This is a genomic window from Asaia sp. As-1742 (assembly GCF_011753235.1).
In the GTDB taxonomy this organism is placed as follows: domain Bacteria; phylum Pseudomonadota; class Alphaproteobacteria; order Acetobacterales; family Acetobacteraceae; genus Asaia; species Asaia bogorensis_B.
In genome coordinates this window covers 34,535-60,976 of sequence record NZ_VWWA01000014.1, presented here as the reverse complement: position 1 = coordinate 60,976, position 26,442 = coordinate 34,535, and the positions used below count along the sequence as shown (strand labels likewise).

Below are 26,442 nucleotides of genomic sequence, written 5' to 3'. Positions count from 1 at the left end.
CTTGACTATGCTGTATCGCTCGACGGACTGCCGCTGTCGTCGTGGCGCTCCCGTGGTGAACCTGGCCCATAGTGCTTCCTTCCATTCCGATGAAAAGATTGCACCATCAAAACCCGGGACCAAACACTTATTGAGGATCATATGATCCTGCTCATGCGAGTTCGTCGGATCCGTGTCGTAGATATCGACGAGCTTGTCCGTACGACCGTAGCAGAACAGCACGGTATAAAGCTGGGGCCGTGTTCCCGCCTTGACAGGCGCCCAGATCATCTGGGCGAGGCCCAGCGTCGCAACGCTGGTGAGAACCTCACCGGCCTTCATGGCGGCGCGGCCGCCAGAGGTCAGACCCGAGGTATAGATCTGGTAGATATCGCAGGGCCGACCATTCTTCTGGATCGTGCCTTCGGGCCTGCCGATTGTACTGACGACATCGAAGCGATCCGTATTCGCGTTGAATTGGCTCAGAAGAACGGGCTCAGGCGCGGGCGTCGAGCCGCCGCAGGCCGTGAGAGCGCAGGAGGAAATGAGGAAGAGCGGTGCGAGCGCGCGTGAAAATCCCATTGGGATCAACTCCAGGTGAGAGACTGTATCAAAGGATATCGTGCGCACGATATACGGTCAATATCATACACACGAAAAACTTCGTTGACTTGAATGATCCACGACGATAGGCCGCTTATATGGGCCGAAAAAAACAATGGGATGAGCGTCTGAACCTGACCCTTCCGGAGGGGGCGAAAGCACGTATCGACGAAGTGTTGGAAGACGGCGAAGACCGTAACGCCATGGTCCGTTCCTCTATCGAAACAGAAATCCGTAGACGACACCGACGTCGTGATCGCGTCAGGGCAGGTATGGTCACTCCTGCTGAGCAAGAGGACGACGGGAAGTAACAGACCAGGAACAACAGTGGAAAATCACGCTGAACGCGGCGTGGGAAGACCGTTCCACTCCTGACCATCGAGAGCACGGCCGGAGGCTTTCTTTCCCAGACGGATAACAGGTAGATCGCAGACCGGCGCTGCCGCCCTTAGGCTCGCGACATCGCTTGCATCACCGGGGGCCCATTCACCCCATTGCTTGAAATGAAAAGCGACGTTCGCGTCCCGGCACTGGTCACGCAGCGTACGGAACCATGCCGGGTTTGGCGGCCTCGCCTTTGCGCCGCTTTCCCCACCTGCAATCACCCAGTCTATGGTCGTGCCGAGCCAGGGCGAGAGATCGAGCGCCCCCAGAAGCGGCTCCGCCGAAATGAACCGGACGCAAGCCGGAATGCGTCCGAGATGGGGCAGACGCAGGGCAGCGCGCTCCCGGTCCTCGATCGTCACGCCACACCAGACATTGCCTGGCCAGATTTCTCCCCAGGGAACCATGGACAGGATATGTTCCGGACGCTTGGTCAGGAGAAGCCAGTCGAGCTGGGGTGTCGCGTCGATCAGTTCCCAGAGACGGCGGCGGGATGCATCGAGATCGCGCCGATCCTCGAACACATCGGCCATGGAGGCGCAGAACACGCGCGGGCGTTCACCCATTCGAACCGCCTGAGCATTCCAGGCAAGCGGCTCACGCCAGTGCCGATCAGAGAAAAACCGCCGCTCTGCCTGCAACCCGAAGACGCTCTGTCCCAGACGCTTCGCCCAGGCTTCGGCATAACAATGCTTGCAGGCAGGAGATATTCTGGTGCAGCCCCACCAGGGATTGAATGTGTGCTGCGTCCATTCGATTCGGGAGTTCTTCACCATACCGGCCTCACGATCTTGTTTTTATCGGCGGGCGGTTGTCTGTTATGAGCCCGTCAGATTTCCTTTGCTCAAGGGCGGCAAACAGATCGGGACACCGATTGCGATCCAGTCCGTATGGTTCGTCAAACGCCCCACGCAGATCGGCCAGACCCGGAATCGTGAAAAATACCGTCCCATTGCATCGGCACCGGGGCGGATCTCCGCCAGACCACGCACCAGCAGGGAGGTGAGCGCCTCCGGTACGTAGGCTTCACGCCGCGTCGATCCGTTTCGAACGGGTAGAGGAAACCCTGCCTCCAGGCGCAGCCCCTCAGGTACTGCCCTACCGAATTGCTGCCGGATCCACACCCATTCCCTGTTGGACAAAGATCTTTTCGTTTTCATCGTCCGTCACGCACCCTGATTGTTTCGATCGATCCGAATATCGCCCCTGTCATGTCGATTATAATCCCACACGATGTGAGTGCAGCCGCTGATCGCCCGCGGCCACTACGGCGCTCATCAGACCAGATGCCTCCTCCCGGTTGCGGACATCGCGAAGCGCATAAAGGCTTCGGTCAAGGAACAAGGCGTTCTGGGCTCCCCGCTCGACCAGTGCCCGGAAATAGACGTCACGGGCATGGATTACGGCCTGACGCTCGAGGCGCGAGGCCATGATGATCACGGCAATCGCCGCCTGAAGCCGGCCGAGAACGCTACATCCCTGTCCCCAGGCGTGATATGAGACCCCGATCTGACCCGAGAGATATTCGGCCGCGTCGATCAGCTGCTCCGCGCTGGGTGTCGCTGTTGGGCAGATCTCGCGAAGCGCTGCGCAGATGCCGAGATAGAACTGGGCTGTTCCCTTGAATCCTCGAAGAGCGCTCTCACGACCGAGGCGGGAACTCTCACCCGGATGATCCAACGGCTCACGCCGCATTGTTTCAATGCGATTGCGGCTGCAAGCCGCTACGGAGACTACTTTTCTAAGAGATAGATTGTTTTTTGTATCTGTATAGTGGGTCTCACTTTGCGCACCCATGGGTCTCATTTTAGAGGTCTGGAACGCGGAGGTTATGGTGTTATCCACAGCCGCTTCCTGCTGCGCCTGAATGGCTCGAAGGGCCATGAGATGCGCGGCCATCTGCTCGTGCAGAACGTGCAGTCTAGCCGGCTCATTTACCATCAGGCGCAAACGCATAAGACGACGTGCCTCTGCCATGATCATCGGCTGGTCGAGCGCATCGGACAGAAGGCGCACCTGCTCGTTGAGCGAGGCGATTTCCTGACGTAGGAAGCTCAGTTCCTCCCGCCGGCGCGTCTCCGATCGGCCGAGGGCGACGAGCTCGGTCCAGCGGTACCGTAGCGATGCGAGGTTGAACCCTGTCCGTTGGGACTCTGTACCCTGCCACCTTTTCCCACGCTGTCCGTTGCGGCCGTCCTAGGCCACCAGAAACCGGGCCTCTGCAAGCTCGCGGATATGACGCCGCAGCGTTGCGAGCGACACCCCGGTCCAGTTCAGAAGCGTCTCGTTATGCGCGTAGACGAAAGGCGTCTCCATCGCCGTCCAGTCTTCCGCCCTGGTGTGCTCGATCATCACGATCAGCGTATTGGCGGCCGCCGCTGACACAGGCAGGGCGCCACGCAGTGATTTGAGCAGCCCGAGGACCTCGCGGCGCGCCGGATAGTCGGTGGGCTCATGTGTCGGCTCGGCTCCGGCTTCCAGCATGGCCGCACTCAGTCGCCGCCGTCCGGGCCGATACGACCCGTCCTGCCCTGCAAAGGGAGGGGTAAACTCCATGGTTCAACATCCATCGAAAAGTGGTTGCGTGAACCGCTTCCCGGCTGGTCGTTCAGACAAATCTCTCCAGTTCGCAAAAAACCTCTTGCGTTTCTGGTGGGAGCATCGCTAAATGGGGGCCTTAATTCTCTCCGGCCTCTATCCAGATCTCCGATCTGTCATGAACCCTGGTTCTTCCGATCTGGACAATCGGGGGAGGCGGGGTTTTTGGCGTCTGGGGGTCAGGTCATGGTGGTTCTTTTCCTCGACTCGCCAGACGGCCCAGAATGGTCCGGTGGCAGTAACCGACGAAATTGCGGCAGATCGTTTCGCCGAACAAGTCGGAGACGTGCAGGGAACGAAATTTTCCGTTCAACTCCGGGAACTTGGCAGCATTCGGCAGAGACCCGTTCAGGCCAGTACCGGGCGATATCCGCACTGCAGGGCCGGATATTATGACGAAACCATCCACGACGCAGCGCCTCACATGCCCAGGGCGCGCCGATATATATCGAGCAGCGTTTCCTGCTCCTCGATCTCGCTCGGCTCCTTTTTGCGAAGCTTGATGATGTTTTTGATTGTATGAACGTCGAATCCTGCGGACTTGGCTTCCGCGAAAATATCCTTGATGTCGCCGGCGAGCGTCTTGCGCTCTTCCTCGAGGCGCTCGACTCGCTCGATCACACTGCGCAGACGATCGACAGCGATACCGCCCACATTGGAATCGGGGTCGGCCGCCTGGCGCGCCCGGCTGGCGGCCGCTTCATTCAGGTTGAATGGCATATCCATAAGATGGTGTCTCCGGCCTCGCGGGAGCACATGGCTGAACATGCTTGCCCCGAACGCCTCTCGTTTCGATTATGATTGCGGCGTCTCGTCGGCCGACGGGGTAGGCAGATGAGTGCCTGCCACGAACGTGTCGTAGAGAATCCTGAAGGTCGTGGAGGCTAGCGCCTCGTGAACAGCGCGGCACGGATCGTCGGATCGCCACCCGCTTACCGGATCATGGTAATGACCAAGCGTTCCCTGCTCTTCAGGCGCGATCCAGCGTACCTCGCCCTGAATGGTGACTACATTGCTGCTTGCTATGCTGGAGTTATCTTCATTCACTGATCAAGTCCTCCTGACTGGATCTGCACGCATCGGGGCGAAGGACGCCCATGGAGCGCGCGGGTATAGGCGCGGGCGTCCGACGATCGGGCGCCCACGTGGAAAAAACCGCAGCGGTTACATTCATAGGCGCCGACTGCGCCCTTACCCCGTTTGCGCATCGAATGAGCTGCGTCCTGGGCACGCGTGAGCGACACAAACCTGATCTTGCCCTGGCATCCGCATAAATCGTGAGACATCCAGACCTCCTCCCGGGTAATCGCGTTAATGTTGAGGGTCGTCATTGGCCCGGTGCTTTCTGATGCGCCCTCATGCAAAGAGCTTCGTGAATCGATCCGCGTTATCGTGTTTGGGGGATTAAGGCTGATGGAGGGAAGGCTCACTCCCGCCCAGCGCTTCCTTGTGCTGGATAACCATGTGTCGCTCGGCGTTGATATCTTCCACCTGCCTGATTGCGTCCTGCAGGGCGGCTTTTTCCTTCGAGGCCTGGGCTGCCTCGCTCCCCTGTTTTTGCAAAAGCGCGAGGATCTGCTGCATCGTGCTGAGGGTCTCTTTCTCAACTGCAAGCTGGGCGTTGGCGACAGCAACGAGAGCCGGGACATCGGACGGGGCAGCGATAGACGGTGCCGCAAATGCAGTCAGCGTACTGACCCCCGCAATGAGGGAGAACGCCGTTACGTAGCGAGGGCGTTTGGACTGCTGATATTGTCTCAAGGTCATTGTCTCATTGTCCTTCGTTCCGAGGTCGAACTTCTGTGGCTTGTGGTTGCGCGGCTGCGGGCGCGTTACTGAGTGCGCTCGGCGAGAATGGTGACGCCGACCATCGGTCCCGCTTGCTGGTTGTCTGACCTGACGTTTCCGGTCCGCTCTTGCATGGGTGCCACGCAATGGAGCCCCGCGACCGTCACAGAAGGCTGGAAGCGCACATCCTTGAAGCGCGCTTGCTCGAAAGAGAGGTTGCCAACTTTCGCCTCAGCGATTGCGAGATCGTCGGTGAGACGAACATCGCCGGTGACGACGATATTGCCATCCTTGTCCGGCAGCGCGTGGAATGTTCCGGTGACACCGGCGAGAACCCTGCCCGGCGCTTCCGAGACCGTTTCCGGTTTCCCATTGGCCGTTGTCGAAGAAGCACGCGCAACGTACTGCGTATCGCGACCTGCGTTGATATGGATGTCAGAACCGTCCGCCGGCAGATAACCGTCGAATTCGACAATATCCTCGATTGGCAGCGGGAGTGACGTTTTATTCAGGCTCACAGGGCGTAAAGACACCAGACGTTCCTGCTTCATCGTCAGATGAATCCATGCGGGTCCCGTGGTTTTAGATGCCGCTTTCTCGCAGGGTGCGGCAACAGACGACGTCTGCGCGTGGGCCGAAACGGTGATCGCGCCGCAAAAAGCAGAGGCAGCCAATATGGCGCCAGACGTGCACGCACGGCGAAGAGGGGCTGAAAAACGAACCATGATCGAGTTCTCCTTTCGGGAGCGGTGCTATGATTAGGAGTGACGCGCGCGTGCGGGCTAACGGGCTCGATAAGCCGAGACGTGAAGGAAGATATGCCTCTGGGGTTGTCCCTCCCGCGCCACAGGATCGGAGAACTCGACATCGACCTGGGTCGCGCAGCGCAAGCCCGTGATCATCATCGGCCTGTCGTATATGAACATACTGGATTTCCCGATCGGACCGCCCGCATGGCGCGTGACCATGATTTGCGGCTTAACGACAATACCGTGATCAGGGTCCAGAACGGCGCTGAAACTGCCGTCTATCTGCTGGGCATCCCGAGACAGGGTTTCAGGAACGGCCCTGCTGGCATCAGGGGACAAGCTGAAATCCGTCCGGGGGTCAAATAGCTCTGCGCGGCCGTTACCGATCCGAAGGGGCGCCCCATCCGTCGCGAGATACCCATCGAACTTCACGCTATTGCGGACCGGGTTTTGGGAGGCCCCTCTCCCGCGGTCGTCCGGGCGGGATGGTGAGACACTTTCTTCCACGAGACTCATTTCGAGCTGGACCGGTCCCGACGCAGCCGGGGCGCTTTCATTGCAGATCGGCACGACAGGACGCTCCACCGCCGAGGCGGGGGCGCAGAGCCCAAGGCCGGCCGCCGCCAGAAGAACGCAGCGCGTTCTGAAAGTGCCGGGGCCGGGCCTCCGGCGGCTATAAAGCGTCAACATGGCGTTTTCTTTCCTGCAATGGCCGAAGACTGTGATCGAGACCCATCCGGTCTCCTTGAGAAAGCACATCCGATCCCGATCCAGAGAGCGATGGGTTTTTTTCATCGACCCGCAAAAAAAGATCGGAGAATGCCGCCCCCCGTGCACGCAGGCGTCTTTTGCGCACAAAACCATGGCGCTCCATGACGGCAGCGAAACCGTCTGAGGTGAACCATTGCAGGTGCTCGGGCGGACACAAAGCTGGCCATTGCGTGAGGTCGGCCGGTGTCTCCCGATGCCCGATATCGGGTGCATTGACGAGAGCGTAGCCTCCGTACTGGACGCAGGCAGCCAGTGCGCGCGGCAGCAGCGTGGCATCGGGTAGATGCTCAAGCACCTCGGAGCAGAAAACGAACCCGTAACGTTCCGGTCCCGATAAAAGGCTCTCGACATCGGCGACACGATATGTGCCGCGCCTCGCCTGCACCGTAGCATAGGCAATACCCGCGCGAGACATATCGATACCTGACGCACTTCGTGCGCCAAACAGGGCGAAGGCTTCGACCATGAACCCGCCACCGCAGCCGATATCCAGCACGGTCCTGCCACGAAACCACGGCCAGAGGCGCAACGCCCGGAGCATGGCGCGCCGTTTGCGAGAGCGGGACTTCGCATAATGGAGATCGTCGGCCTGCCGATAGGCGTCACTATTATAATGAGCCTCGATCGCCCCATGCGATGGAAGGGGGGAGACAGCATGATACCCACATTGCCTGCAGCCGAGGATCGTCCATTCCTCGATGCAATAAGGCATCATGGTTTCATGCGCGAAGGGCGCATGGCATGCCGGACATGAGCCGGTCCAGTGATAAGCCGTCATGCGCTCTGCCAGACCCACTGGCTTTCGCCATCCCGCCCGGCCTGCACCGCCTGTTGCGGTCTGTTGAGAACGTAGAACAGGTTGGCCCGGCTCTGATGCTTGAGACGGTACAGACCGGAACGTACCAGACAGGTTTCGAGGGCTTCGCGGCGTGCATGATGCGTCGCGCGCTCCATCATCAGATAGCGCGGGCGAAGATGCGCGGGAGCGTGCCGAAAGAACGGGATCAGAGCCCGGTCCTCGTACCCCTCGATATCGATCTTGAGACAGTCGATCCGCTCGACTTTGGCTTCGGCAAGCCACGCCAGAAGCGGCCGCATGACGATCCGCCCCTCCTCGCAGTCTTCGACCGTCCCGCTTCCGAGATCATCGTCTCTTGGTGCCATGCGCACCCGCTGGTTCGTGTCCCCCACTGCCCCGCGCAAAAGAGTGCAAGGCAGATCGTTGAACCCAAAACTCGCCTCGAACCGCACCTGCAGGACGGGATTGGCCTCGATCGCCACGATCTGCGCCCCACGCGTCGCGGCGAACAGGGAGAAGAACCCCATATTCGCGCCGATATCGAGGAAGATATCGTCCGGATGCAGTGCCTTGGCCAACCAGCGCAGCTCCGTGGCATTATAGGCTTTGCCACACACCGCCCCCTTGGCGTCGGTCTGATTGTCGCGGGGGTGAAACCGGACTTTCAGACCGAACAGGGTGGCATCGACCGGCCCGGTCGCATCGTCGCGGAACCTGGCGACGAAGCGGCGGCGCAGCGAGGTACGACCCAGCAGTGTGTCATGCATCAGCACTCTGACGAGGCGCTGATGCAGGGTCATGGCGTACGTGCCGTATGGCGCGCTATCCTTTATCGTCAGTGTCATGTTTTGTCTGCTCATTGGCTTCGTCATCTGCCGTCGCAGGTCGCAGGCTTGCCCGGTCAGGGGTCGGCTTTACTTCGGCAAGACGCGTCTTGAGATTGGGCGTGGTTCTGAAAATGATCTCGGGCTTGAGAGTCCTGGCGCGGGACTGGATGCCGTAATGGGTCCGACGTGGCACGCTGAGCATGAACTGACCGAAATGACGGATACGGACCGGCATGTCCGTCTCGGCGAGCACTTCAGGCATCAGTTCGAAAAAAGCCTCGATCGTGCGGCGCACCTCCAAGGAGGGTCGCTGCACGGTCTCCTCGACCCTGCGAAAGAGTTCGTCGAGCGTTGTGCGTGCTGGCATTTTTCTGTCTCCCTTCACGAAGGCGCGCCCTCCGCATGGGAGATCGCGCCATGCGGCAAAGGCGCCGCATCGGGGTACAGACAGGCCTTACGCTCCAGAGAGCGACCGCAGCCCCGATGGGTCGGGAACAGAAAAGGGAACGCCGTGCCACGAAAGGTGTGGGTGTTCCTGCGCTCTGAGAGGCACTTACGGAGATTTCGCATCCCATGTCCGGTGACTGCGACAAAGTGTGACATTCACCTAACCCACTGATTTGGGCCGGAAATAGGAGCGCGACTCGCCAGAACCTGACAAGGGAGTCGCACGATGGAATCGTGTGGGCGGGGGATCGGAATGGCGGCTCATGAGGTCTCCTGCTTGCGACAGGACGCGCCCCGACAAAGTCGAAAGCGCATCGCATGCGTCCAGCAGGGCGCGGAAATCCCCAGAGAGCGAGCACCTAAAATGACGTTAGAGGCATTTTTTTTGAAAAAACCCGGTTGCCTCAACTTAGCGTGGGCTGTGACGGGCAAGGAGGGCTGCGTGGACCGCCTCGGCGTTCGCGCGTGCATCGGGACGAGGGGACATGGCGTACCGGTTTTCAATCCAGGTAATGTCGAGCGTCCACTCAAGGGCTGAGCGCTCTACCCATTCCGCCATGCGGGCATCGACAAGGGCCTGGCAGGCCGCGAGAGAAAGCCGGTTTACATGAGCCATATGTTCAAGTGCGATGCTCTGCGCTCCGAGCATGGTCGTGCGCCCCCAGTGACGCACGGCATGACAGGCCGGACAGATCGCGCAGACCGTGCTCAAACTCTGAACACGCTTCACATCGTCGCAGACCCAGATCTCGTCTGCTTCGACCGGATGCTGGGCGCCGACACCCCCGCATATGCGGCAGCACTGGCCAGATGACGCGTAGGCATCGCGTCGTATGCGATCCCAGTCGCGGCGCTCAAGAAGCGCGCGCAGATTCCAGCCCCATAGTGGTAAGGGAACAGGGCGTGGCTGCAGATAAGGTCCTGGACGCTCAGGATGAAACCGTGCGGGGAGATACGGTGCGAAGGCACGCCACTGCTCTGTCCTAAGAAACGCCGACGGCATCGTGAGGCGTCTTATGGTCGCGTCGATTTCTGCACCGAGGCTACTCAGCCGCGCCCGATGGTCAGGCGGGCAGCAAAGAGGAATCATCGCCCTCATGGGGAAGACTCGAACGCCCCTATCCGCTTGAGACCAGCGAGGATGAGCCACTGCCCATGCGGCTGGCCATGGTCGAGTAATATTGCCCGACAGTCCACCCGGACATGCCATTATTGGCAAGTGCAGTGGCGGAGACATATTTGCTCAGTGGCGCCGAGGAATCCTTCTCCGCCGCGATACTGGCACCCGTCGTCGGCCCGAACATATAGGCGCCATAAGCCTGTAATGTCGTTGCGGGCTCGCCGGTACGCGCGGACACGGTCGCGGAATAGCTCGCGATGATGTGGCTTGCTACATCCGCCTGCGCTGCAGGATTGTCGCGGTCCGCATCCGTGTAAGGCAGGCCGTATTTGCTGACGGTGTCGTCCCAGGTGCCCTGGGTGATCTGCCATACGCCCTGGGCGGACGAAGTGGCGTTGCCAACATTCTGGTAATGGCTCTCCACCTCCCCGAAAGCAGCAAGGGTGGCTGGATTGACGCCCGCATTCTCGGCAGCGGCAATTGCGGAACTGCCATAGCTCTGCGCCTGCAGGGCCGACATGGCATCGCTATTCGTAATGCTCCCTGTCCAGGGCGATGATGTGCTTGCCGTTCCCGCACTGCCCTGCGTGTCGCTCCCTCCCCCCACGTCACCAGTCGTACCGCCGGCGGCGGTGATATGGGGACCGCCGAGTTCAGGGATGGTCGGGATCACCTCGGGCGCGGCCTCGGCATGGGGACAGCAGAGGATCGCAAGAGCGAGGCCGATCCTGCCTCTACTCGACATGATAGGCGATCATGCCATTCGGTGCGACGCCCGAGACAAAACATAAGGTGGCACTCCCGCCGCCTGTTGCGTGAAACGGCACAAGATGAGCCGTTGCGACCCAGCCGGTTCTTGTCCCTGTGTAGAGCACCTTTGTGAAGGCTCCCCGATGCAGTCCCGTTGCAGCGATCCGTCCTGGCGCGATCCCGATCCGCCTGGCATCGAGATTGGGCGAGGCGAAGATCGGCTCGTCCTCGGACGTCGTGCTCAGGCATGTTGCGGGCTCGGGCAGAGGCGACAGCCTTGGACCGGGCGGTACGGCGCTCTGGGGTACTGGCGGCCCCCAGTCGCGTTTGGGCATGTCACGCAGGCGTTCCTGTGACATGCGCTCGAGCTCCTGGTCGGTGAAGCCCTTTTGCGCTCCAGCCGGCCCAGTCTGCGCCATGGTCTCGAGAGGCAGTATGGCAAGCCCTGTGATGGCGATAAGCATTAGGGCCGCGAGGCGGTATTGTCGAACCATCATCTGTTCTCCTTGGAGTGGGGCAGGCAAACACTGGCCATGAAGCGTCTCGAACCTCAAGGCGCCCTGACCTGCTCCGGGGTGTAGGATGTCACAGCCGCCATCAAAGCCATGCCCCGTTTGTCTTCTGCAACCGTTTCTTTGTTGATCCGCAGGAACTGGTTCACCAGAAAGGGCAGGCCTTTCGGAAGAGCCTCATTATACGGAGCAATGGAGCGGAAAACGAAAGGCCTGGCGGACGAGGATACGGTCAGAAGACGCTTCTTTTCATCAGCGGACAGGGCTGACGACAGGATCGCCTGACGGAGATCGTTGAGCTGACGCTCCGTATTGAGATGGTCGCCCCGGCTAATAGTCTGTCCAACGATACTGGCATGCAGGTATTCCTTCCTTTGCTCTACGCTGACCCATAAACCGTAGACGCCGCCGGCCAGTGCTGCCACGCAACCACCGTAAACGAGGCTGTGCACGACAAGGCGAAGATGATCACTGAGGAAGCGGACACGCCAATGCCTCATTTTTGGCTTCCTCGGCGATGGTTGACAGTGATTGTGAGCTTCCAGGATCCCTCGGCCAGTCCGATGGGCGTTGCGCCGTAAGGGTAGGCTCATCCTGGATCTCCCAAGCCAAAACGGTGGCCAGGGCTTGGCCGCCTTCCGCGATCGTCAGGCGGGGCGATCCAGAGAGCGAGCGGTTATTTTCGCATCCGCCTCTTTTTTTTGAAATTTGCCTGTCGCTCTCTGGATAGAGGCGTCGGAGGCTTGGCATATCATCTCTGCCAAGGACTCAACCGATGCGTGCGCTGATCCCCGGGATTGCCTTGATCCCATGCCTGCTTTCCCTGCCCTCCCCGGCATTCGCCCAGCAATGCCCGGCGATCCAGCCGGTGAACGCTACCCCCGCACCACCCGCCGTTGCCCGCAGCATCCCAGCGGTTGAAACGCGAGCGATCGCCGACCCGGCCTGCCAGCCGGATCTGCCGTTGCACCCTTTTGCGCCCGATGCGATCACCGCCATACCGGCACTCAAGGCCCTGTCACAGGATGGACGAACCCTCCTCGATCTTGGGATCTGTCATGGCATGAGAGGGGTGTTTGCGCGCAAGGGGGCTCATTTCCAGACCTATTACATCACGCCGGACGGTGAGCGGCCTATCGGCGGCGTGATGTGGACGCTCGATGGTGAGAACATCACCCGCTCGCAGATCCACTCGATCGCAGGCACTGTCCCGGTCGTTCGCGTGGGCGTTCCTGCCTCCGGTGCGTCGGACACCAATGCCGGTCCGGCGACCCGACTTTCCCATGCCTGGGGCGGCTCGATCGGCAGAGTGGGCGCGCCGCATCTATGGATGGTAATCGATCCCCTGTGCGGATACTCCCAGCGCGCCTGGCTGACGCTCAAGCCCTTGGTGGATAATGGCCATCTGCGGCTGACGCTGATCCCCATTGCGGTCAACGACCATGAAAACAATGGGCAGAGCACTCCAGCTGCACAGGCACTTCTGACGGCCGGTGCAGAGGCGTTACCGCCTCTATGGCTCAGGATACTCGACACGGCCGCCAGTTCGGGCGGCGCGGGCGGGAGTGACACGGGGCGTTTCCTGACGGGGCTCCCGCATGACGAATATGCGTCTCTGAAACTCATCGAGAACAGGAACACCGCCCACGAGATCGGTCTGCAGGGGACGCCGACATTTGCCTGGCGCGACACGACAGGTGTCGAGCACAAGGTGGATGGCATTCCGGCCGATCTGCTCGATGTCGCTGGGCGAGCCGCACCATGAGCCGGCTGCGCACGATCCTGAAGCTGATTGCCCTGCCCAGCCCTATGCGCAATCTCAGGCGCAGCGCCAATATCGAGGGTATCATGTCGGGCTGGGCCCTGCTTAACGATGTCTGGAGTGCTGCCAAAAGAGGCACGCAGGAAAACGGTGATCAGCAGGCCGACGCAACGGGCCCGAATGTCGTGCTCCTCAGAACAGGGGCACCCGATCCCGCGCAGCGAAGAGCGATTGCGAGCTCATGGCGCAATTGCTGGCTCTTTCTCGGTGTTGGGATTGCCTACATCGCTGCTCTGCTCACCCCGGCCCTGGTTCAGGGGCATCGGCCTTCCGCCGCCCTCGTGATGGATAGTCTGCTGGTCGGCCTGCTTTTTGCAGCAGGCTATCTGCGTCAGGCATTGGGTAACTGGCGTCTCAGATGCGGCGCGCGAGGCTCATTCTGGCAGTTTCTGAAAGCCGGTAGCGCGGCATGGCCACGACGATATCGTTGATAGCCGAACAGGCACCGTAGCCGGTTCTGATCCAGCTGTTTTTATTTGACCATTGCGGAGGTAAAATACATAATTTACGTATATTGAGGGAGAGAGCCATGCAGCGCTTCAGTTCATTAGATCTTCAGCGCAATGTCGCCCGTGTGCAGGAGGCTGCTCTACGCGAGTCAGTAACGGTGAGTTATCATGGTCGCGACAGGCTGGTCATCATGCCTGTCGATGAGTTCGAACGCCTGAGACGGCGTGATAGAGTTGTCGTAGCCATTGAGGACCTTCCGGACGAATTTGCTGACGCACTTAGCGAGCCCTATGCGAACCCGGCGCAGGCAGCGCTCGACCATTTGCTGGACGATTAATGCGTGGTGCTTCCCGTAGCGCGTCCCGGATTGGTTTTTCGATACGAGTATGTATGGAAACGACAGCATAATGCAGGGCAGCGGATCGGCGAAAAGGAGCGACCGGCCTGTATCGTCGCCGCAATCATCGGCGCCTCCGGGGAGCAGAAAGCGATGATCCTGCCGATCACGACCCAACGGCCGGGCGATGAGACCGCCGCCATTGAAATCCCGCCAAAACTAAAGCAACACCTGGGTCTCGATCCCGCAAGGACGTCGTGGATCATTCTCGATGAAGCCAATCTGGATATCTGGCCTTCGCCGGATATGAGGCCAATCCCCGGTCGCCCGGGGCTTTACGAATACGGTTTGCTACCAGAGCGCCTGACGAATGCGATCCGACAGGCGATTTCATCCGCGATCAATGAGAAGCGATTGGCTACGATCGATCGCGCCGACATCAAGGCGTGATCGATTAATAGTGATAGCGGCACTGGATAATCTGCATCTGCTGATCGATGCCGGGAGTCCCTGCCACGAGATAGACAAGACGGTGCTCGCCGGTGATACGCCGGGACCAACATCCGGAAAGAGCGCCCTTGAGAGGCTCAGGCTTGCCGAGACCTTTGAAAGGAGATCGCCTGATTTCTTTGATCAGGTCGTTGATTCTCCGATGGGTGTTTCGATCAGTGTCGGTCCAGAAAAGGTAGTCTTCCTACCCCTGCTGCGTAAAGCAGACTTTCACGGCTCAGGGTTGGCTGCAGCTGGGACCAGATCCCTTTCCTGGACGTTTCCGCAGAGAGCCGACTGCAAGCTTCCGATCAGACGAGTGGCATTCGCGTGGCTCGCGAGCAGATGGACAGTTTCCTGCCATCCCACGAATTCCTCTTCCGCAAGCATGACGACGTTGCCCCGTCCTTTTTGGCGGGTGATCGTAACCGGTGCGCGGCTTTCGACGACGTCATCCAATACGGTCGCCAGGTTCTGCCTCAAATCGGTGTATGAAAGGGTTGGCATGACATCTCCCCGCTCTGAATTTTCCAGAGTACAGAAACACGTACGCTTAGAGGAGCATTCTCTTGCATGTCCCCATCAACTCTTCTCTGTCCTCAGAACGTCCCTGCCTTCTTCCCTTGTTGATTGATCGACCACGGCGCGTTTTCGTAGTCCGGCCGCCCGGCCTCGATCACGGGATCGCGCGGTCGTCCAAGCTGCATGCGGGGAGCGACAGTCGGTTTCCAGATAACGGGCGCGCTCGCATAGGGGGCGTAGGGATCGAAGAGAGCATGAGCGACAGGAGGAGGTGCCGGCCCCCGTCGGGGCGCCGAGCGGATGTTACCGGCAGCGCACCCTGCGAGAAAGGACCCCGCCATGAAGATACCCGCGAGCCGAAAGACCTGATTCAGGCTTTGCCGGCGAGCTGCTGCTTGAGGGCTGCGTTCTCTTCCTCGAGACGTGCGACCTTGGGGCGGAAGTAGGCGCGCAGTTCGGCAACAAGTTTCTTGCAGTTCGCCAGATTGCCGGTCTCGACCTCCTCGCGCATCTTGTGGAGCCTTGCGCGATCCTCGGCTGTCTTCAGCTGCGCCTTCGTGTCGGCCAGCTGGCCCTGCAAGGCGGCGATATAGGCCTGTGCCCCGGCCAGCTCTTTCTGCTGCTCGCGATAGAGCTCCACAGGAACCGTGTTCTGCCCGGTTTTGGCAAACTGGCGCGTCGCATTCCGGATGTCCAGGAGCGCCTGATATTCGAATGTATCCATATGCTCCTCCTGACGCCGTTCGTGGGTTCTGGTAACAACGATACGATAGAGACGGTTGCCGATCCATCATTATTTTCTTTCACTCATGGCGGTCTGGGCCAGCTTACGCGTTTCCTCCAGCGCCTTGCCCTGGCTATGCTTGCCAGTCGTGTCACTTACCCAGCTATCGCTGTCTACGCGTCCGATCGAGGCGAACCCGGCCATGGCCGTTGCGTGATGGGGAATGGTCGAGATGAGGCGGAAGCAGAGATTGGCAAGCGCCATCTCGCCCGAGACGAACACCGCGATGATGACGATGTCACCCAGGAGATTATCGAGCAGATAGCCGTTGGCGAGGACGAAGCCCGCACAGATCGCCATGCCCTTCATCAGGAACCAGCTTCCGAGGGAAAACAGGGTGTAGCTCATCATCAGTCCTGCCAGCATCAGGATCGGCCGCAGCAGAATATGAAAGGCCATTTCGTAAACCCGTATCCCCTTGCCGTGCAGTCCCTCGCCGCCGAGAACGAGATGCGCGATCGCCCCGATCGGCAGAGCAATGACGGCTTCGATCAGGATGATGAACCACCCCATGACACCGGCAAAGAAATACATGAAGGGCATCATCGGCAGGAGATAGGCGAGGATCAGCCCCGGGATCAGGAGCGCCAGAAGCGCGCTCATGATGGCGGGTGCCAGATGGGACAGGAGCCCTCCCCCAACGAAATTCAGGGCTGACAGGGCAGCGCCGACTTCATTGCCCGTGACAGCGTTCTTGGCCACGTTGAACAGCTTCTTTGCACCGCTCTGATGAACGGCGTCGCTTTCTGACAGCGCCAGGAGGCCCATCGTGGCGAAGGACGAATGGATCAGGAAATGGCCCATATGGATTATGGACGCGGTAGGATCGGTCCAGCCTGACCCTGCCGCCGGAGCTGCTACCAGCGACATGACGGTCGTTGTAAAATACTCGTTGATATGCAGCTTGCGCAGCGCCCAGTCGAAGGGTGACGACAGCGCTGACGGCGCGTCCTGATCAGCTCCCGCTTCCAGCTCTGGCGCCTGACCGGGCACCTTGGACGTATCGAGCAGCGTAAGAGACGCATCCTGCTCGGCCTGATAGGTTTCGAGCGCTTCAATATACGGTTTGAGATCCTCGGCGAGATAGCTGCCGAGCATGTAGTAACTGGGAGCCGTCACAGTCGGTGTGATCGACGACGCGCCAAGGACTTGTGAATTGAGCCGCGCAATTTCGAGATAATAGGCCGCCGCGCCCGACCAGCCGAGGCGATGCATCTCGGCGATCCCGGGATCCTCGCGGCCACCATTGGCCGTATTGCGCATCGCAGCGATCGCTGTCACCGAGGCGTTGACCAGGGCGTTGTTATAGGTGTTGGCCTCGTCCATCAGGATGGCGTTAAGGCCGGTTAGAGGCGCTGCGCTATGGGTGGTGTACATGGCCTGGGCAATCGGCACGACTTTTGCGCGGACATTTGTGACCAACGTCTTGAACGCTGCGATCTGGTCATTCGAGATATCGGGAAAGCTGAGGAATGTTCCCTGTGAGCTCGCATTCGCATGAGAGACAAAGACTGAGCCGCAGACATCGGGCAGGCCATAATCGAGCTTGATGCCATAGGAATCGCTTTTGTAGACAGGCTCCGGAACGGACTGATTGTTGTTGGTAAAGGCGTTGATCAGCCCTCGGCACATCTCGTTGGCGATGACGCCCTGCACGACGGTGCGCGTATTGGGGACGATCGGATCGGCGATCGGGAGGGCGCGTGGGCCGATCGCATCGATAATGGCGTTGTTGAGCATCCGGGCCGCGTTTATCGAGCCGACCCCGATACCATCGACGAAAACGACCTGACCGGGGCTCAGCCCGTTCAGGCCAGGCGCCGGTATCAGCATGGCGCTGGCCAGCACATAGCGCGGCACGACCATGCCATTGAACTTGTTCGCCAGGATCTCGCCCGTCTCGCTGACTTCATGACCCTTGAGCATCAGGGCATAGAGCGCATAGATGCTACCCAGGCCGGCCACGAGGACATTGATGATCTGATACATCGTGCCCGTGACCGTACTGGCCCCAGCACCGATCGGGGAAAGGGTATGAAGGGCCCAGATCGTCCAGTCATCACTGGTGTCATAGTTCCAGGTCGGCGTGGCCGCCGTGGCGGCGGTACTGTCCTGCGCCAGGGCAGGAGCAACCCCCAGAACGAGCAACATAAGGACTGCTAACGGACCGATCATGGCGCTTTTCCCCTTTCGCATCAGACGTCGCGCGACATGCCGCTCTCCTGGCTTTGCGTCTGTTGCCGGTTGAAGACGCGCTGGATGGCCTCCTTGACCTTTTCGAACAGCTTGCGGATCTGCTCGGGAATTTCCTCGAACAGGCTCTTGCCCTCCTGCTGGCCGGGCTGGGACTGCATGCGGCCTGCGAGCTTCTTGTCCTTTTCGTTGATATGCATGAGCGCATCGTCATCGAGTGTCTTGCCCTGGGAGATCGCGACCTGCTGGACAGCCTTGCGCTGGACCTCCCAGTTCTTCACGGCTGCCTGGACCTTGCCGTACTGGGCGGCCAGTTCCGGATCAGCCGCGATTGCCTCATCGAGTTTGGTGCGCAGATGGGCGGCCTTGCCGTCCTTTTTCATCTCGGCGATGACGGCGACGCGGCTCAGATTATTCTCTGATCCAAAGGCGTTAATCTCGTCATTGATGGGACGCAAGCGGTTGCTCAGCGCACTGACGCTTTCCGACAACCCGTCACTCGCCACATGGCACTGACGCAGGGCAAGGTTGAGTGCCTTCTCGGCTTCTTTGACCTTGCCCGCCTCCTTCACCCGCTCCGAAAGGGGCTTGCCAAGCTTGAATCCGAAATTGGGAAACGGAACGCCGATCCGCGGGCGTTCGGCTTCTGCCGTCTTTGCAGTGACATCAGGTGTCGGCGCGGAGGCTTCATCGGGAGCGCTGTTGGGAGCGGACTGTGTCGGTTCCTCGGCGGGCATCGAGGATGCCGGATTGGGCGGAAGATTAGTAGGCTTAGCCTGTTCTTCAAGATCACCCGGCTCTTGCCCACTCTCCTGTGCGCTGGGACTATCCCTTCCCTCAGGCGCGCGATCCTCCGCCTTCTTCGCATGCTCGACATCATCGCGACGACGCTGCTCGTCCTCCTGTGGTGTTGCGGCAGGCTCGCGGGCCGATTGCGCGCGGTCCGCTTCCCGGTTCGCCCTGGTTTCGGCCTCCAGACTGGCCCTGTACTCCTCGTCGAACCCGGGCGGGATCTCGTCCTGAGCGGGGGCTCTGTTTCCGGGAGTAGAAGCGGCTGGCTCGGGCTGGGATTCCGGCTCAACGCTGGGCCCGTCAACATCCTGGGCCGGTGTGCCTGCACTCTGCTCCGCTTTTGGCTCTGGTGCGACCTTAGGCGCGCTGACCGGTTCGTCGCGGATCACGGGGTCTTGCGCGACCGAAGGACCTGACGGTTCCTGGGGTGCAACAGGCGCTGTCGTCACCTCTGGCCCGGAAGCGGGCTCCTGCACGGCTGGCGCGACAGGACGCGGCTCTTCCTGTCGCGTCTGCGCGGCCACCCTTCCACCACGATCGGCTGACGGATCCTCCTCGACCCGGACGTCTTTATCCGCCTGCGCCCTGCCCTCCTTCATATAATCGACGATAAGGGCGCCCTGCCCTTTCGCAGAGATCTTGCTGTAGGTGATCATGCCCCGTGCCCAGCCTTATGCGATGCCGGATCGAAGCCGGGCAGGCGACGAATATCATCATGCATGCTCTTCACCGCCTCGATCAGCTCCTTGAGAAGGGCCGTCGCCGTCTCACCCTTGGGCGGTTCTTCGGGATGGAGGGCGGCGTGGATCTGGGACAAAAGCCTGCCCTGCGCGAAAACCGTCTGAATGAGGAGTTCCTGCTCCAGGCGAATGGTTTCGACTTTGATACCGATCGCAGACAGTGTTGAGTCTGAGGGGGACATGATGAGGGCCTTTCCAGTTCATGGTCAGGCCAGTCTTCGATTGATCCATCCAGAGTTCGAGCAGGTTTTTTTGCTCAGCCCTGAGAAAAAGGGCGTTGTCTTGACGGGACACGATTGCGCTCGGTGCAGGGGCCGCATTAGCGTTGTATCTTACTCAGGGAGTTGGACCATGAATCTGCATGATCTCGTCACTCAGGTCAGTCAGGAAACCGGACTGCCTATGCAGGATGTCAAACGCGTCATACAGGCGAGTTTCGGCACCATCGTAAAGACCGTGGCGGCCGATGAAGACGTCGCTCTGGTTGGCTTTGGGAAATTCGCGCTGAAACACAATGCGGCGCGCCAGGGTCGGAACCCCGCAACAGGGGAGACGATCGATATCCCGCCTTCGCGCGGCATGCGGTTCGCACCGGGCAAGTCGGTCAAGGACGCGCTCAATCCGCCCGAAGAACGAAAGGCACTCCCGGCAGCAAAGCCGAAAAAACAAAAGACGGCTTAAAACCCCACCGCTTTTCTCAGCAGTCGCATAATTGCCATCCACTCAGGTTGCGAAAGACCTGCACACCGTCGCGCACCGCTATGACGCCGCTTACAGAAACGGTGACTGAACACAGGTCATGTCCGTCGATCGATCTTGCAGAAATCGGATCGTCGCATGCGATCAGACCTGATCGCGCAACGGCCCGTCGGCAGGCCTATCTCGCCGGACATCCCCAGACATTGGAAAGGCCGTTCGGCGCGATGCTTGATGATCGGACACCAGACAAATCGTTGGTCCGGTTACGCGAGCGCGCCAAGCGGTTGCCGCCTGTCCGAAGGTATATGGTGCGCCACTCCAGGTCAGACAGGATCCTGGGTTACGTGATGCTCACCGGACGTTTCTGGCAATGGTCGGTCGATGGGGAGACATATACCGACGAGAGTACGGCGGGAATATATCGGGTCATTCCCTATCGAAGATCTGAGTATATTCTGCTCCGATGCAGTGTGGACCATGCGTGAGTGTGAACATTTATTCTTTACGGCATCGCTCATCGGACGGGCTCAGCACGCGCAAGACGCCATGGCCTTCAAGGCAAAGCTCGAAATAGGGTATGGCCATGCGCGGCACCTGATGGATCACAAACTCTGCTCCTCCTGGAACCTGTAACCACCAGCCGCAGCCTTCCCTGTGAAAGACCGGGCCGCCTTTGCGATAACTCACCTGTTTCCCGGGGCGCACGATACTGGGCTTTCTGAGTACCCCTGCGATATGGCGCCCACCCAGATAGAGATCGCTATTGAAGCGATAGAAGGGTTCGGTCGGCGTCTCGCGCGCGGATACGATGATCTCAAGATCGCACAGATCCTCGAACCGCTCCGGATACCCATCCACCCCCCAGATGGACATGCATATCCCACGCACATTATGCTCGTATGCCCGCTCGAAGCTCCACGCATTCCTGTCCGGGATCCAACGTCCCCTATATCCCCGCGCCCGGTATGCCAGGTCAGGATGGAACGGCGCTCTTAGGTGAACGCTTTCTCCCTCTGCGACCGCCACGATCACCTCGAGTTCACTGACTTGCAGGTGAGGCGCGGCCCTACTCACTGGTCGCCTTCTTTATGCGCGAGATCTGCAAAGGTCGCCCTCAGGTAACCTGCGACGTCGGATCGGTTTTCTGGTGGTAAGGAAGAGAGTTTCTCCGCATCCCGAGCCTCGATTGTCGCAATCTTCGCGGTTCGCACCATGGATGGCGCTGGAAGGCAAACGCCATCCGGGTCGCTGATGACGACATCTCCATGCCACGTTCGATGCGATGCAGAAGTGATCATCAGCACCCATAATAAGGGCGGTCCGCCTTCATGGCTGTGTCGTCCGACGACGAGGGCCGGTCGTCGCTGTTGGACCGATCGGTTTGTATAGGGGAACGGGACCGCCACGACGTCCCACACGTCAAAGGTCACGATACGCCGTCTCATCCTCAGGGCTATCCCACTCGGAGAATGTGACGAAGGGATCATCTCCCTCTTTTCTCGCAGAGATCCGCGTCAGAATAACCCGATCATTCTCTATCGCGTACCCAACAGTGTCTCCAGCCTGCAGACCGAGCGCGACCCTTACCGACTGAGGGATCGTGGTCTGAGCCTTCGTAGAGATTTTACTCGTTATCATGAGCCTTAAAGTAAGAGAATTCCTTACCCAACGCAATCATAATCCCCCCACGACCATGAGCTCTCCGGCTTTATCCCGCCCGAAGATCCTCCCCGCCTCTCAGCGACTTCCGTCTTCCATAGTCGTATCAAGTCAGATGGTGGCAGGGGCAAATCATCTCATCCCGAATATGGACAGATGCTTACCGAACATGCTCCCAGTCTGAAACAGATTCCTTCGCCTGATTATTTTGTTGGCAGATAGAAGGATCGTTGTGGCCTAAGTACCAATTTGTCATCGAAGCGTATGTTTTTGATGCTTCGCCGTGGGTTACCGTTCCTTGTCATAATTTGTAGATCTGGATTACCTGACGCCGATTCCAGCAGATCTTCACGATGGGCAACGGAGTTCCGGTATGACTGCTCCAAAAACTGCCTGATATCTGTGGCGCCTCCCATTCGCTCCACCTCCCTCGGGATATCATCCGTGAGGAGTATCCGGCTCTTTTCGCGGGCACGATCATCGAAAAGGTACAAGGCCCCGTCAGTGGCCAAATCTGAGCACCACATCTGCAACCCGGAACGCCCGAAGTGTGCGAGATGGGAAGAATTCTCGTGCAATACCGAATTGTATACTTCTCGCGCACGAGATATGTTGGAAAAATGGACACTCCAATATTTCCAACCAACGGGATTATAAATAGCAAAGGGGCTGACATAAGTCGCGCGCTCTGTGAACTCAGAGTACACAAGCATCTCCGCACGCCCTACGCGCTCATCGTAACTCAGATAGACACCGTCCTGCGTCCACGCCAGTTCCTCTGCCTTGTCAGGGTCAAGACCCAGACTTTGAAAAATGCGACGCAGGCGTTTGTCGTCATGATGAGGCAAATATGTCAAAAAAGGCTGGATCAGGAATGTCAGCAATACCTCCCCAGATCTGAAGCTCGACATGATGTCTTTTATGATCGGAACAGGGACGAGGATATTTCCGCATTGATCCAGATTGACAAGTATGTTGCTTATCCTCAGGCTCAACAGATCTTGTCTTACGCGAGCATAGAACGTTGTAAACGTATCGCAGCTCATCATTATTTTTATGCGTAGATTTTCCGGAGCAATATCTTGGGCTTTCTCAAACGTCAATATTTGTTCTTTGAGGAATCCTATAGCCTCTTGACGCATCGTTGAACATGATAATGCCGGTGAGCTTCACCGCAGGCATATTATTAACCTGACGTCTTACTGACGCGCGAAAAAAAGCCCGCCTGATCTCTTCCAGTATAATCAAGGGCGATCCAGGCTCGCCCGTTTCGTAACGACCTCCACCACTAAATCCGTCAATGATCGCGAATTTGAACTCCCGGATTTGTGGGTTGGCCAGGCGAACATCGAAGTAACATGCGAGATACTGACGGAGGATGTTGTGTTTCGTTCTTGTGTGGTCGTCGATAGGAGCGCCATTACTCCACGGATATTTATCTTTTTTTGCGACCATCCGATACTCGACCCTTCTGGCTAGAGGACGCCTACGGGCGCAGACGTAGGCATCTCGTCCCAGGTCTTTCCCCGATACTCTCTTCCATTCGCCTTCTTGGACCGTTTCTTGTTATCCTTGCCCCAGGTGCCCCACTGCTTGAAGAAAAATGCCGTGCCATGGATGCGGCAAAGATCATGGATCTCATCAATCCAGTCTTCCCTGATAGGCCGCGCGTTCCGCCCGCTTTCTCCGCCCACAATCGCCCAGTGAATATTGGACAAATCCAGTTGGCCAACAGGGGCTATGAGAGGTTCGAATGATATGAATCGTATAGCCGCAGGAATGTGACGGAGGTGCTCGAGGCGATGGGCAACTTCAGCACATTCGATACTGGTACCAAGCCAGACGTTCTCTAGTGGCTCTTGGACAATGCCCGGCACAACCTCAGCCATTCGCTCCGGTCGCTTCGTCAATATCTGATATCGATGATGCGGGGTTCTGGCCATCACGTCCCATACGGCCTTGATGAAGTCTGTCTGCACGCTTTCATGGAAAAGGTCGCTCATCGAATTTACGAAGATTTTGCGCGGTCGCCTCCATGATAGAGGGATCGAGAGGCTGTTCCAGTCCTGACGGACCTTACCGTTCCAAACCGCACGTTGAGCAGAAAGGCGTGTCAAGCCCTTATATTTCTCGACCTGCATGGCCTCGAGCCTACGCGCCATCTGCATAGCATAGCAGTTTGTGCATCCGCTCGACATGACAGAACAACCAGCAACAGGGTTCCAAGTCGCGTCGGTCCACTCGATTTGGCTCTCGGCCATGATACTCTCACCCCTTGCTGGCCGAGCCGCCTTGGCTTCAAGGCCTGAAAACAGGTGAGATTCTACAGCTTGCCACAACAAATTCGAGGCCTAAAATGACACAGGCACTCATTTGATGCTCAAAGCCTTCCCAGCCGACAGTCAAAAAGCAAATGTAGCGAACGTCTGCCCGTCTATGTCAGCGACAGATCAAACGCTGCCCGTCTCAAAAACTTAAAGTTAGAAATAGGCCGCTACTGGCTCGAGACCGGCATCGATCGATCTCTGGGTCACACGGCGAAGAAGCTCACGCTTACCAGCCGTCCGGTTGCCCCCCTTGTTACGCAGTGCCTCCACGCTCTCGGCACTATCCGTGATACCCAGAGCTGCCTTGCGTGCCTGTATTCGCTTTTGCATCTGGTCCCATCGAACGGGTCGATTGACACGTGACATCTCACAGTCTCTCCAAAAGCGTGAAGTCGCCACCTTCTTCACTGCATCTCAAACGCAGATATCCCATATCGAGCTTTTCGGCCAAACGAAAAAGTACCGTCGCCTGGCGGAGCCGGGAATCGTCCGAGGGCGAAGCTACCGCAAACTGCGCCAGACGGTCGGCGATCATGTCTTCAATACGAGGTAGTTTGACAATTGGTCCCTCACGTAGTTGCAGGGCGAACAGCCTCTTTCTGTCGGCTCGTCCGTCAAACAGTGCGCTCCCCACTGCCTGAACGCCGTAGCGTGGATGATCGGGATGGTAGTATCCGACACGCAGCTTTCCGCATCTGTCTTCTCTCCTGAACCCAGATGCGATCATGGCCTGGTCGAAGGCTTGATCGTTGATCACCACAAAATCGAAATCGCCAGATGAGAACGCGCCGGCAGTATAGATGACGGTCGCGGCCCCACCGACGAGAACGGCATCATGGCCGGTGCCCGATCGGTAGGCTTCACAAACTATCCCCAGCGCATCGAGGCAGTGCCAGAAATCGTCAGGTATGGTCATGAGCCAGACCTTACCATCCCAATCCAGAGCAAGCCAGCAGAGGCCCAACACTGCCAGAAGTTCTCCGTCAGGGAACCGCTTCATATGAGGCGCTTGGTCCTTTCTACACGCCTCGCCGACGCGTCCATGTCTGTGGTCCTGATTTCGACAGTCTACGCAGACTGAAAGTCTGCATTTGTGTGTTAGACCCATTTTCCATCTCACCGTGTCCCCACTTGGTGTCCATCCGATGATCACTCTGACACCATGCATGGTCCACCTTGACGCCGATCCGGCTGGACTGGTAGAGAAGCGTCATGAGCACCGTGATCGATCTTGAGGCGGGTATTGATCTGTTGCTGCGCAACCAGCGCGGGCAATGGACCCACTCGCCCATCTATCGGTTCTTCGAGGAGCACTTTGACCGGCTCAATGCGGGCTGGACCGGCAAATGCGTGCGCTGGCAGCCCTATGCTGAGATTATCGAGCGCATGGGGCTTCGTCGGATTGATGGCGGCATTGCCTCGCCTACTCTCGTCAAGCGCACCTGGTATCGCGTCCGGGAGGCAATGAAGGCGGCTCAGGAAGCGCGCATCCGGGCCGAGGAAGAGGCTGAATTAGATAAGCTGAGAAGAAAAGAGGCGCGCAAGGCGGCGCAGGAGGCTATCGGCGACATTGTAAGGCAGGGCACACGCCTGCAGGATGTGGCGCTGAAACCCCATGAAATCGGGCGTCCGGACCCTTCCGATCGCTTTCAGGGAAGGCGACCCGTCTATAGTCCGGAAGTCCTGCGTGCGAGCGCGCCGCCAGCCTATCCCATGCCTGAACCGGCGCGGCCGATGAAAACCGATCACACTGCGTCCCTGGCCCCCACGGCTTCAGGCGGCAAGGGTGAGAGGCACCCATTCGCCCATCCAGACGATCCGACCATCTATTTCCGGCGCAAGCGCCAGCCCAAAGTGGAGTTGATGGCAGATCCGACGCCGGAAGAGCTTGAACGATCGGATATGGGATGGCCGGGACAGCTGCCCCGTGAGCTTTGGGGGGATGTAAAGATCATCACACAGGCATGGTGCGATGCCACGGAAAAGGATCACCGGGACTGGCGGCTCGGGCCGGATCGTTTCGATGTCCCAGGCATGGAAGCCCTGCCTCTGAAAATGACCTTCACCGATGAACGCGACTGGCTGCGTTGCTGGCGTTATCTCTTCCTGCAGAGGCAGCGCAATTTTCCGGGTCGCGCTCCAGATTCCGAGCAACGTATGCTTATGGCCGCTTGGTACAGCGCGGGGCTCGAAAGCGACAGAATGGAGAGCCGTCTCAAAAAAATGGAGGAGGAAGGAAAAAAACTGCCTGCTCTCTGGATCGGTCAAGGATAGGCCAGAAGGGTAGCCCTGTCATTGGGA

General features: G+C 58.9%; 35 protein-coding genes and 3 pseudogenes. 6 read left to right on the top strand and 32 right to left on the bottom strand.

Features of this window, described 5'->3' with window-relative positions; genetic code table 11:
* The 17 genes and pseudogenes from F3J08_RS17245 to F3J08_RS14625 all read right to left on the bottom strand — a co-directional run.
* Positions 1-561, bottom strand: a pseudogene (locus F3J08_RS17245) (hypothetical protein); the annotation flags it as partial.
* Positions 562-917: 356 nt separating this feature from the next.
* Positions 918-1,742, bottom strand: coding sequence for a DUF5131 family protein (locus F3J08_RS14700; RefSeq protein WP_166930969.1), 825 nt, complete (start codon positions 1,740-1,742; stop codon positions 918-920).
* Positions 1,743-1,784: 42 nt separating this feature from the next.
* Entirely contained in the window at positions 1,785-2,126 is a 342-nt protein-coding gene (locus F3J08_RS14695; protein WP_166930967.1) for a hypothetical protein, read from the bottom strand.
* 58 nt (positions 2,127-2,184) lie between these two features.
* Positions 2,185-2,982, bottom strand: coding sequence for a replication initiation protein RepC (repC, locus tag F3J08_RS14690; protein ID WP_166930965.1), 798 nt, complete (start codon positions 2,980-2,982; stop codon positions 2,185-2,187).
* Positions 2,983-2,985: 3 nt separating this feature from the next.
* A pseudogene (locus F3J08_RS14685) lies at positions 2,986-3,522 on the bottom strand (helix-turn-helix domain-containing protein); the annotation flags it as partial.
* A gap of 462 nt (positions 3,523-3,984) precedes the next feature.
* Positions 3,985-4,284 (bottom strand): DUF2312 domain-containing protein, encoded by a 300-nt coding sequence (locus F3J08_RS14680; RefSeq protein ID WP_166930983.1) that lies wholly within the window; start codon positions 4,282-4,284, stop codon positions 3,985-3,987.
* Positions 4,285-4,359: 75 nt separating this feature from the next.
* Positions 4,360-4,611 (bottom strand): hypothetical protein, encoded by a 252-nt coding sequence (locus F3J08_RS14675; protein WP_166930963.1) that lies wholly within the window; start codon positions 4,609-4,611, stop codon positions 4,360-4,362.
* A gap of 357 nt (positions 4,612-4,968) precedes the next feature.
* Positions 4,969-5,331 (bottom strand): glycoside hydrolase family 125 protein, encoded by a 363-nt coding sequence (locus F3J08_RS14670; protein ID WP_166930961.1) that lies wholly within the window; start codon positions 5,329-5,331, stop codon positions 4,969-4,971.
* 65 nt (positions 5,332-5,396) lie between these two features.
* Positions 5,397-6,077, bottom strand: coding sequence for a hypothetical protein (locus F3J08_RS14665; RefSeq protein WP_166930960.1), 681 nt, complete (start codon positions 6,075-6,077; stop codon positions 5,397-5,399).
* Between the two features lie 57 nt (positions 6,078-6,134).
* Entirely contained in the window at positions 6,135-6,791 is a 657-nt protein-coding gene (locus tag F3J08_RS14660) for a hypothetical protein (protein WP_166930959.1), read from the bottom strand.
* Positions 6,775-7,668: a methyltransferase domain-containing protein gene (locus tag F3J08_RS14655; RefSeq protein WP_166930957.1), complete on the bottom strand. Its 894-nt coding sequence runs from the start codon at positions 7,666-7,668 to the stop codon at positions 6,775-6,777. Before F3J08_RS14655 ends, F3J08_RS14660 begins: the two co-directional genes overlap by 17 nt.
* Complete coding sequence (locus tag F3J08_RS14650) at positions 7,647-8,516, bottom strand: FkbM family methyltransferase (RefSeq protein WP_166930956.1); 870 nt, start codon at positions 8,514-8,516, stop codon at positions 7,647-7,649. The genes F3J08_RS14655 and F3J08_RS14650 overlap by 22 nt, the downstream gene beginning before the upstream one ends.
* The gene (locus F3J08_RS14645) at positions 8,494-8,865 is read right to left on the bottom strand and encodes an HU family DNA-binding protein (protein ID WP_166930955.1); all 372 of its coding nucleotides are present in this window, start codon (positions 8,863-8,865) and stop codon (positions 8,494-8,496) included. The genes F3J08_RS14650 and F3J08_RS14645 overlap by 23 nt, the downstream gene beginning before the upstream one ends.
* A 489-nt stretch (positions 8,866-9,354) precedes the next feature.
* Complete coding sequence (locus tag F3J08_RS14640; protein ID WP_166930953.1) at positions 9,355-10,035, bottom strand: hypothetical protein; 681 nt, start codon at positions 10,033-10,035, stop codon at positions 9,355-9,357.
* A gap of 28 nt (positions 10,036-10,063) precedes the next feature.
* Complete coding sequence (locus F3J08_RS14635; RefSeq protein WP_240149380.1) at positions 10,064-10,810, bottom strand: transglycosylase SLT domain-containing protein; 747 nt, start codon at positions 10,808-10,810, stop codon at positions 10,064-10,066.
* The gene (locus tag F3J08_RS14630; protein WP_166930951.1) at positions 10,800-11,312 is read right to left on the bottom strand and encodes a hypothetical protein; all 513 of its coding nucleotides are present in this window, start codon (positions 11,310-11,312) and stop codon (positions 10,800-10,802) included. Before F3J08_RS14630 ends, F3J08_RS14635 begins: the two co-directional genes overlap by 11 nt.
* Positions 11,313-11,365: 53 nt before the next feature.
* Complete coding sequence (locus F3J08_RS14625; protein WP_166930950.1) at positions 11,366-11,752, bottom strand: hypothetical protein; 387 nt, start codon at positions 11,750-11,752, stop codon at positions 11,366-11,368.
* 350 nt (positions 11,753-12,102) lie between these two features.
* Between F3J08_RS14625 and F3J08_RS14620 the strand changes: the two genes are divergently transcribed.
* From F3J08_RS14620 to F3J08_RS14605, 4 genes are all read left to right on the top strand, one after another.
* On the top strand, positions 12,103-13,092 hold the full coding sequence (locus F3J08_RS14620) for a hypothetical protein (RefSeq protein ID WP_166930948.1): 990 nt from the start codon (positions 12,103-12,105) through the stop codon (positions 13,090-13,092).
* Entirely contained in the window at positions 13,089-13,580 is a 492-nt protein-coding gene (locus tag F3J08_RS14615; protein ID WP_166930947.1) for a hypothetical protein, read from the top strand. Before F3J08_RS14620 ends, F3J08_RS14615 begins: the two co-directional genes overlap by 4 nt.
* A 98-nt stretch (positions 13,581-13,678) precedes the next feature.
* Complete coding sequence (locus F3J08_RS14610) at positions 13,679-13,936, top strand: type II toxin-antitoxin system Phd/YefM family antitoxin (RefSeq protein ID WP_166930945.1); 258 nt, start codon at positions 13,679-13,681, stop codon at positions 13,934-13,936.
* Positions 13,937-14,089: 153 nt separating this feature from the next.
* Positions 14,090-14,386 carry a hypothetical protein gene (locus F3J08_RS14605; RefSeq protein WP_166930943.1) on the top strand — a complete coding sequence of 99 codons (297 nt, stop codon included), beginning with the start codon at positions 14,090-14,092 and terminating at the stop codon, positions 14,384-14,386.
* 4 nt (positions 14,387-14,390) lie between these two features.
* On the opposite strand, the pseudogene F3J08_RS14600 reads toward F3J08_RS14605, so the two are convergent.
* The 7 genes and pseudogenes from F3J08_RS14600 to F3J08_RS14570 all read right to left on the bottom strand — a co-directional run bounded on the left by F3J08_RS14600 (position 14,391) and on the right by F3J08_RS14570 (position 19,638).
* Positions 14,391-14,660 (bottom strand): annotated as a pseudogene (locus F3J08_RS14600) (Txe/YoeB family addiction module toxin).
* Entirely contained in the window at positions 14,657-14,932 is a 276-nt protein-coding gene (locus F3J08_RS14595; protein WP_166930942.1) for a type II toxin-antitoxin system Phd/YefM family antitoxin, read from the bottom strand. The pseudogene F3J08_RS14600 and the gene F3J08_RS14595 overlap by 4 nt, the downstream one beginning before the upstream one ends.
* A gap of 92 nt (positions 14,933-15,024) precedes the next feature.
* Positions 15,025-15,288 (bottom strand): hypothetical protein, encoded by a 264-nt coding sequence (locus F3J08_RS14590; protein WP_166930940.1) that lies wholly within the window; start codon positions 15,286-15,288, stop codon positions 15,025-15,027.
* A gap of 29 nt (positions 15,289-15,317) precedes the next feature.
* Positions 15,318-15,671, bottom strand: coding sequence for a hypothetical protein (locus F3J08_RS14585; protein WP_166930938.1), 354 nt, complete (start codon positions 15,669-15,671; stop codon positions 15,318-15,320).
* Positions 15,672-15,740: 69 nt separating this feature from the next.
* Positions 15,741-17,906 carry a DotA/TraY family protein gene (locus F3J08_RS14580; protein ID WP_166930936.1) on the bottom strand — a complete coding sequence of 722 codons (2,166 nt, stop codon included), beginning with the start codon at positions 17,904-17,906 and terminating at the stop codon, positions 15,741-15,743.
* 20 nt (positions 17,907-17,926) lie between these two features.
* On the bottom strand, positions 17,927-19,372 hold the full coding sequence (locus tag F3J08_RS14575) for a hypothetical protein (protein WP_166930934.1): 1,446 nt from the start codon (positions 19,370-19,372) through the stop codon (positions 17,927-17,929).
* Complete coding sequence (locus tag F3J08_RS14570; protein WP_166930932.1) at positions 19,369-19,638, bottom strand: hypothetical protein; 270 nt, start codon at positions 19,636-19,638, stop codon at positions 19,369-19,371. The genes F3J08_RS14575 and F3J08_RS14570 overlap by 4 nt, the downstream gene beginning before the upstream one ends.
* 169 nt (positions 19,639-19,807) lie before the next feature.
* Between F3J08_RS14570 and F3J08_RS14565 the strand changes: the two genes are divergently transcribed.
* Positions 19,808-20,137: an HU family DNA-binding protein gene (locus F3J08_RS14565; protein ID WP_166930931.1), complete on the top strand. Its 330-nt coding sequence runs from the start codon at positions 19,808-19,810 to the stop codon at positions 20,135-20,137.
* Between the two features lie 513 nt (positions 20,138-20,650).
* On the opposite strand, the gene F3J08_RS14560 is transcribed toward F3J08_RS14565, so the two are convergent.
* The 8 genes from F3J08_RS14560 to F3J08_RS14525 all read right to left on the bottom strand — a co-directional run bounded on the left by F3J08_RS14560 (position 20,651) and on the right by F3J08_RS14525 (position 25,141).
* Positions 20,651-21,028 carry a hypothetical protein gene (locus F3J08_RS14560; RefSeq protein ID WP_166930929.1) on the bottom strand — a complete coding sequence of 126 codons (378 nt, stop codon included), beginning with the start codon at positions 21,026-21,028 and terminating at the stop codon, positions 20,651-20,653.
* A gap of 197 nt (positions 21,029-21,225) precedes the next feature.
* Entirely contained in the window at positions 21,226-21,600 is a 375-nt protein-coding gene (locus F3J08_RS14555; RefSeq protein WP_205207049.1) for a type II toxin-antitoxin system PemK/MazF family toxin, read from the bottom strand.
* Positions 21,575-21,793, bottom strand: a complete 219-nt coding sequence (locus F3J08_RS14550; RefSeq protein WP_166930928.1) for a type II toxin-antitoxin system PrlF family antitoxin — start codon at positions 21,791-21,793, stop codon at positions 21,575-21,577. Before F3J08_RS14550 ends, F3J08_RS14555 begins: the two co-directional genes overlap by 26 nt.
* 224 nt (positions 21,794-22,017) lie before the next feature.
* Positions 22,018-22,956 carry a three-Cys-motif partner protein TcmP gene (tcmP, locus tag F3J08_RS14545; RefSeq protein WP_166930926.1) on the bottom strand — a complete coding sequence of 313 codons (939 nt, stop codon included), beginning with the start codon at positions 22,954-22,956 and terminating at the stop codon, positions 22,018-22,020.
* Positions 22,907-23,269, bottom strand: a complete 363-nt coding sequence (tcmP, locus tag F3J08_RS17420; protein ID WP_166930925.1) for a three-Cys-motif partner protein TcmP — start codon at positions 23,267-23,269, stop codon at positions 22,907-22,909. The genes tcmP (F3J08_RS14545) and tcmP (F3J08_RS17420) overlap by 50 nt, the downstream gene beginning before the upstream one ends.
* A gap of 20 nt (positions 23,270-23,289) precedes the next feature.
* Positions 23,290-24,075: a DUF5131 family protein gene (locus F3J08_RS14535; RefSeq protein ID WP_166930923.1), complete on the bottom strand. Its 786-nt coding sequence runs from the start codon at positions 24,073-24,075 to the stop codon at positions 23,290-23,292.
* Positions 24,076-24,294: 219 nt separating this feature from the next.
* Entirely contained in the window at positions 24,295-24,507 is a 213-nt protein-coding gene (locus tag F3J08_RS14530; RefSeq protein ID WP_166930922.1) for a hypothetical protein, read from the bottom strand.
* A gap of 1 nt (position 24,508) precedes the next feature.
* Positions 24,509-25,141: a hypothetical protein gene (locus tag F3J08_RS14525; RefSeq protein ID WP_240149379.1), complete on the bottom strand. Its 633-nt coding sequence runs from the start codon at positions 25,139-25,141 to the stop codon at positions 24,509-24,511.
* A gap of 212 nt (positions 25,142-25,353) precedes the next feature.
* Here F3J08_RS14525 and F3J08_RS14520 point away from each other — a divergent pair, with 212 nt between their 5' ends.
* A complete protein-coding gene (locus F3J08_RS14520) occupies positions 25,354-26,415 on the top strand; it encodes a hypothetical protein (protein WP_166930920.1) in 1,062 nt (353 codons plus the stop codon).
* The last annotated feature ends 27 nt before the right edge of the window (positions 26,416-26,442 follow it).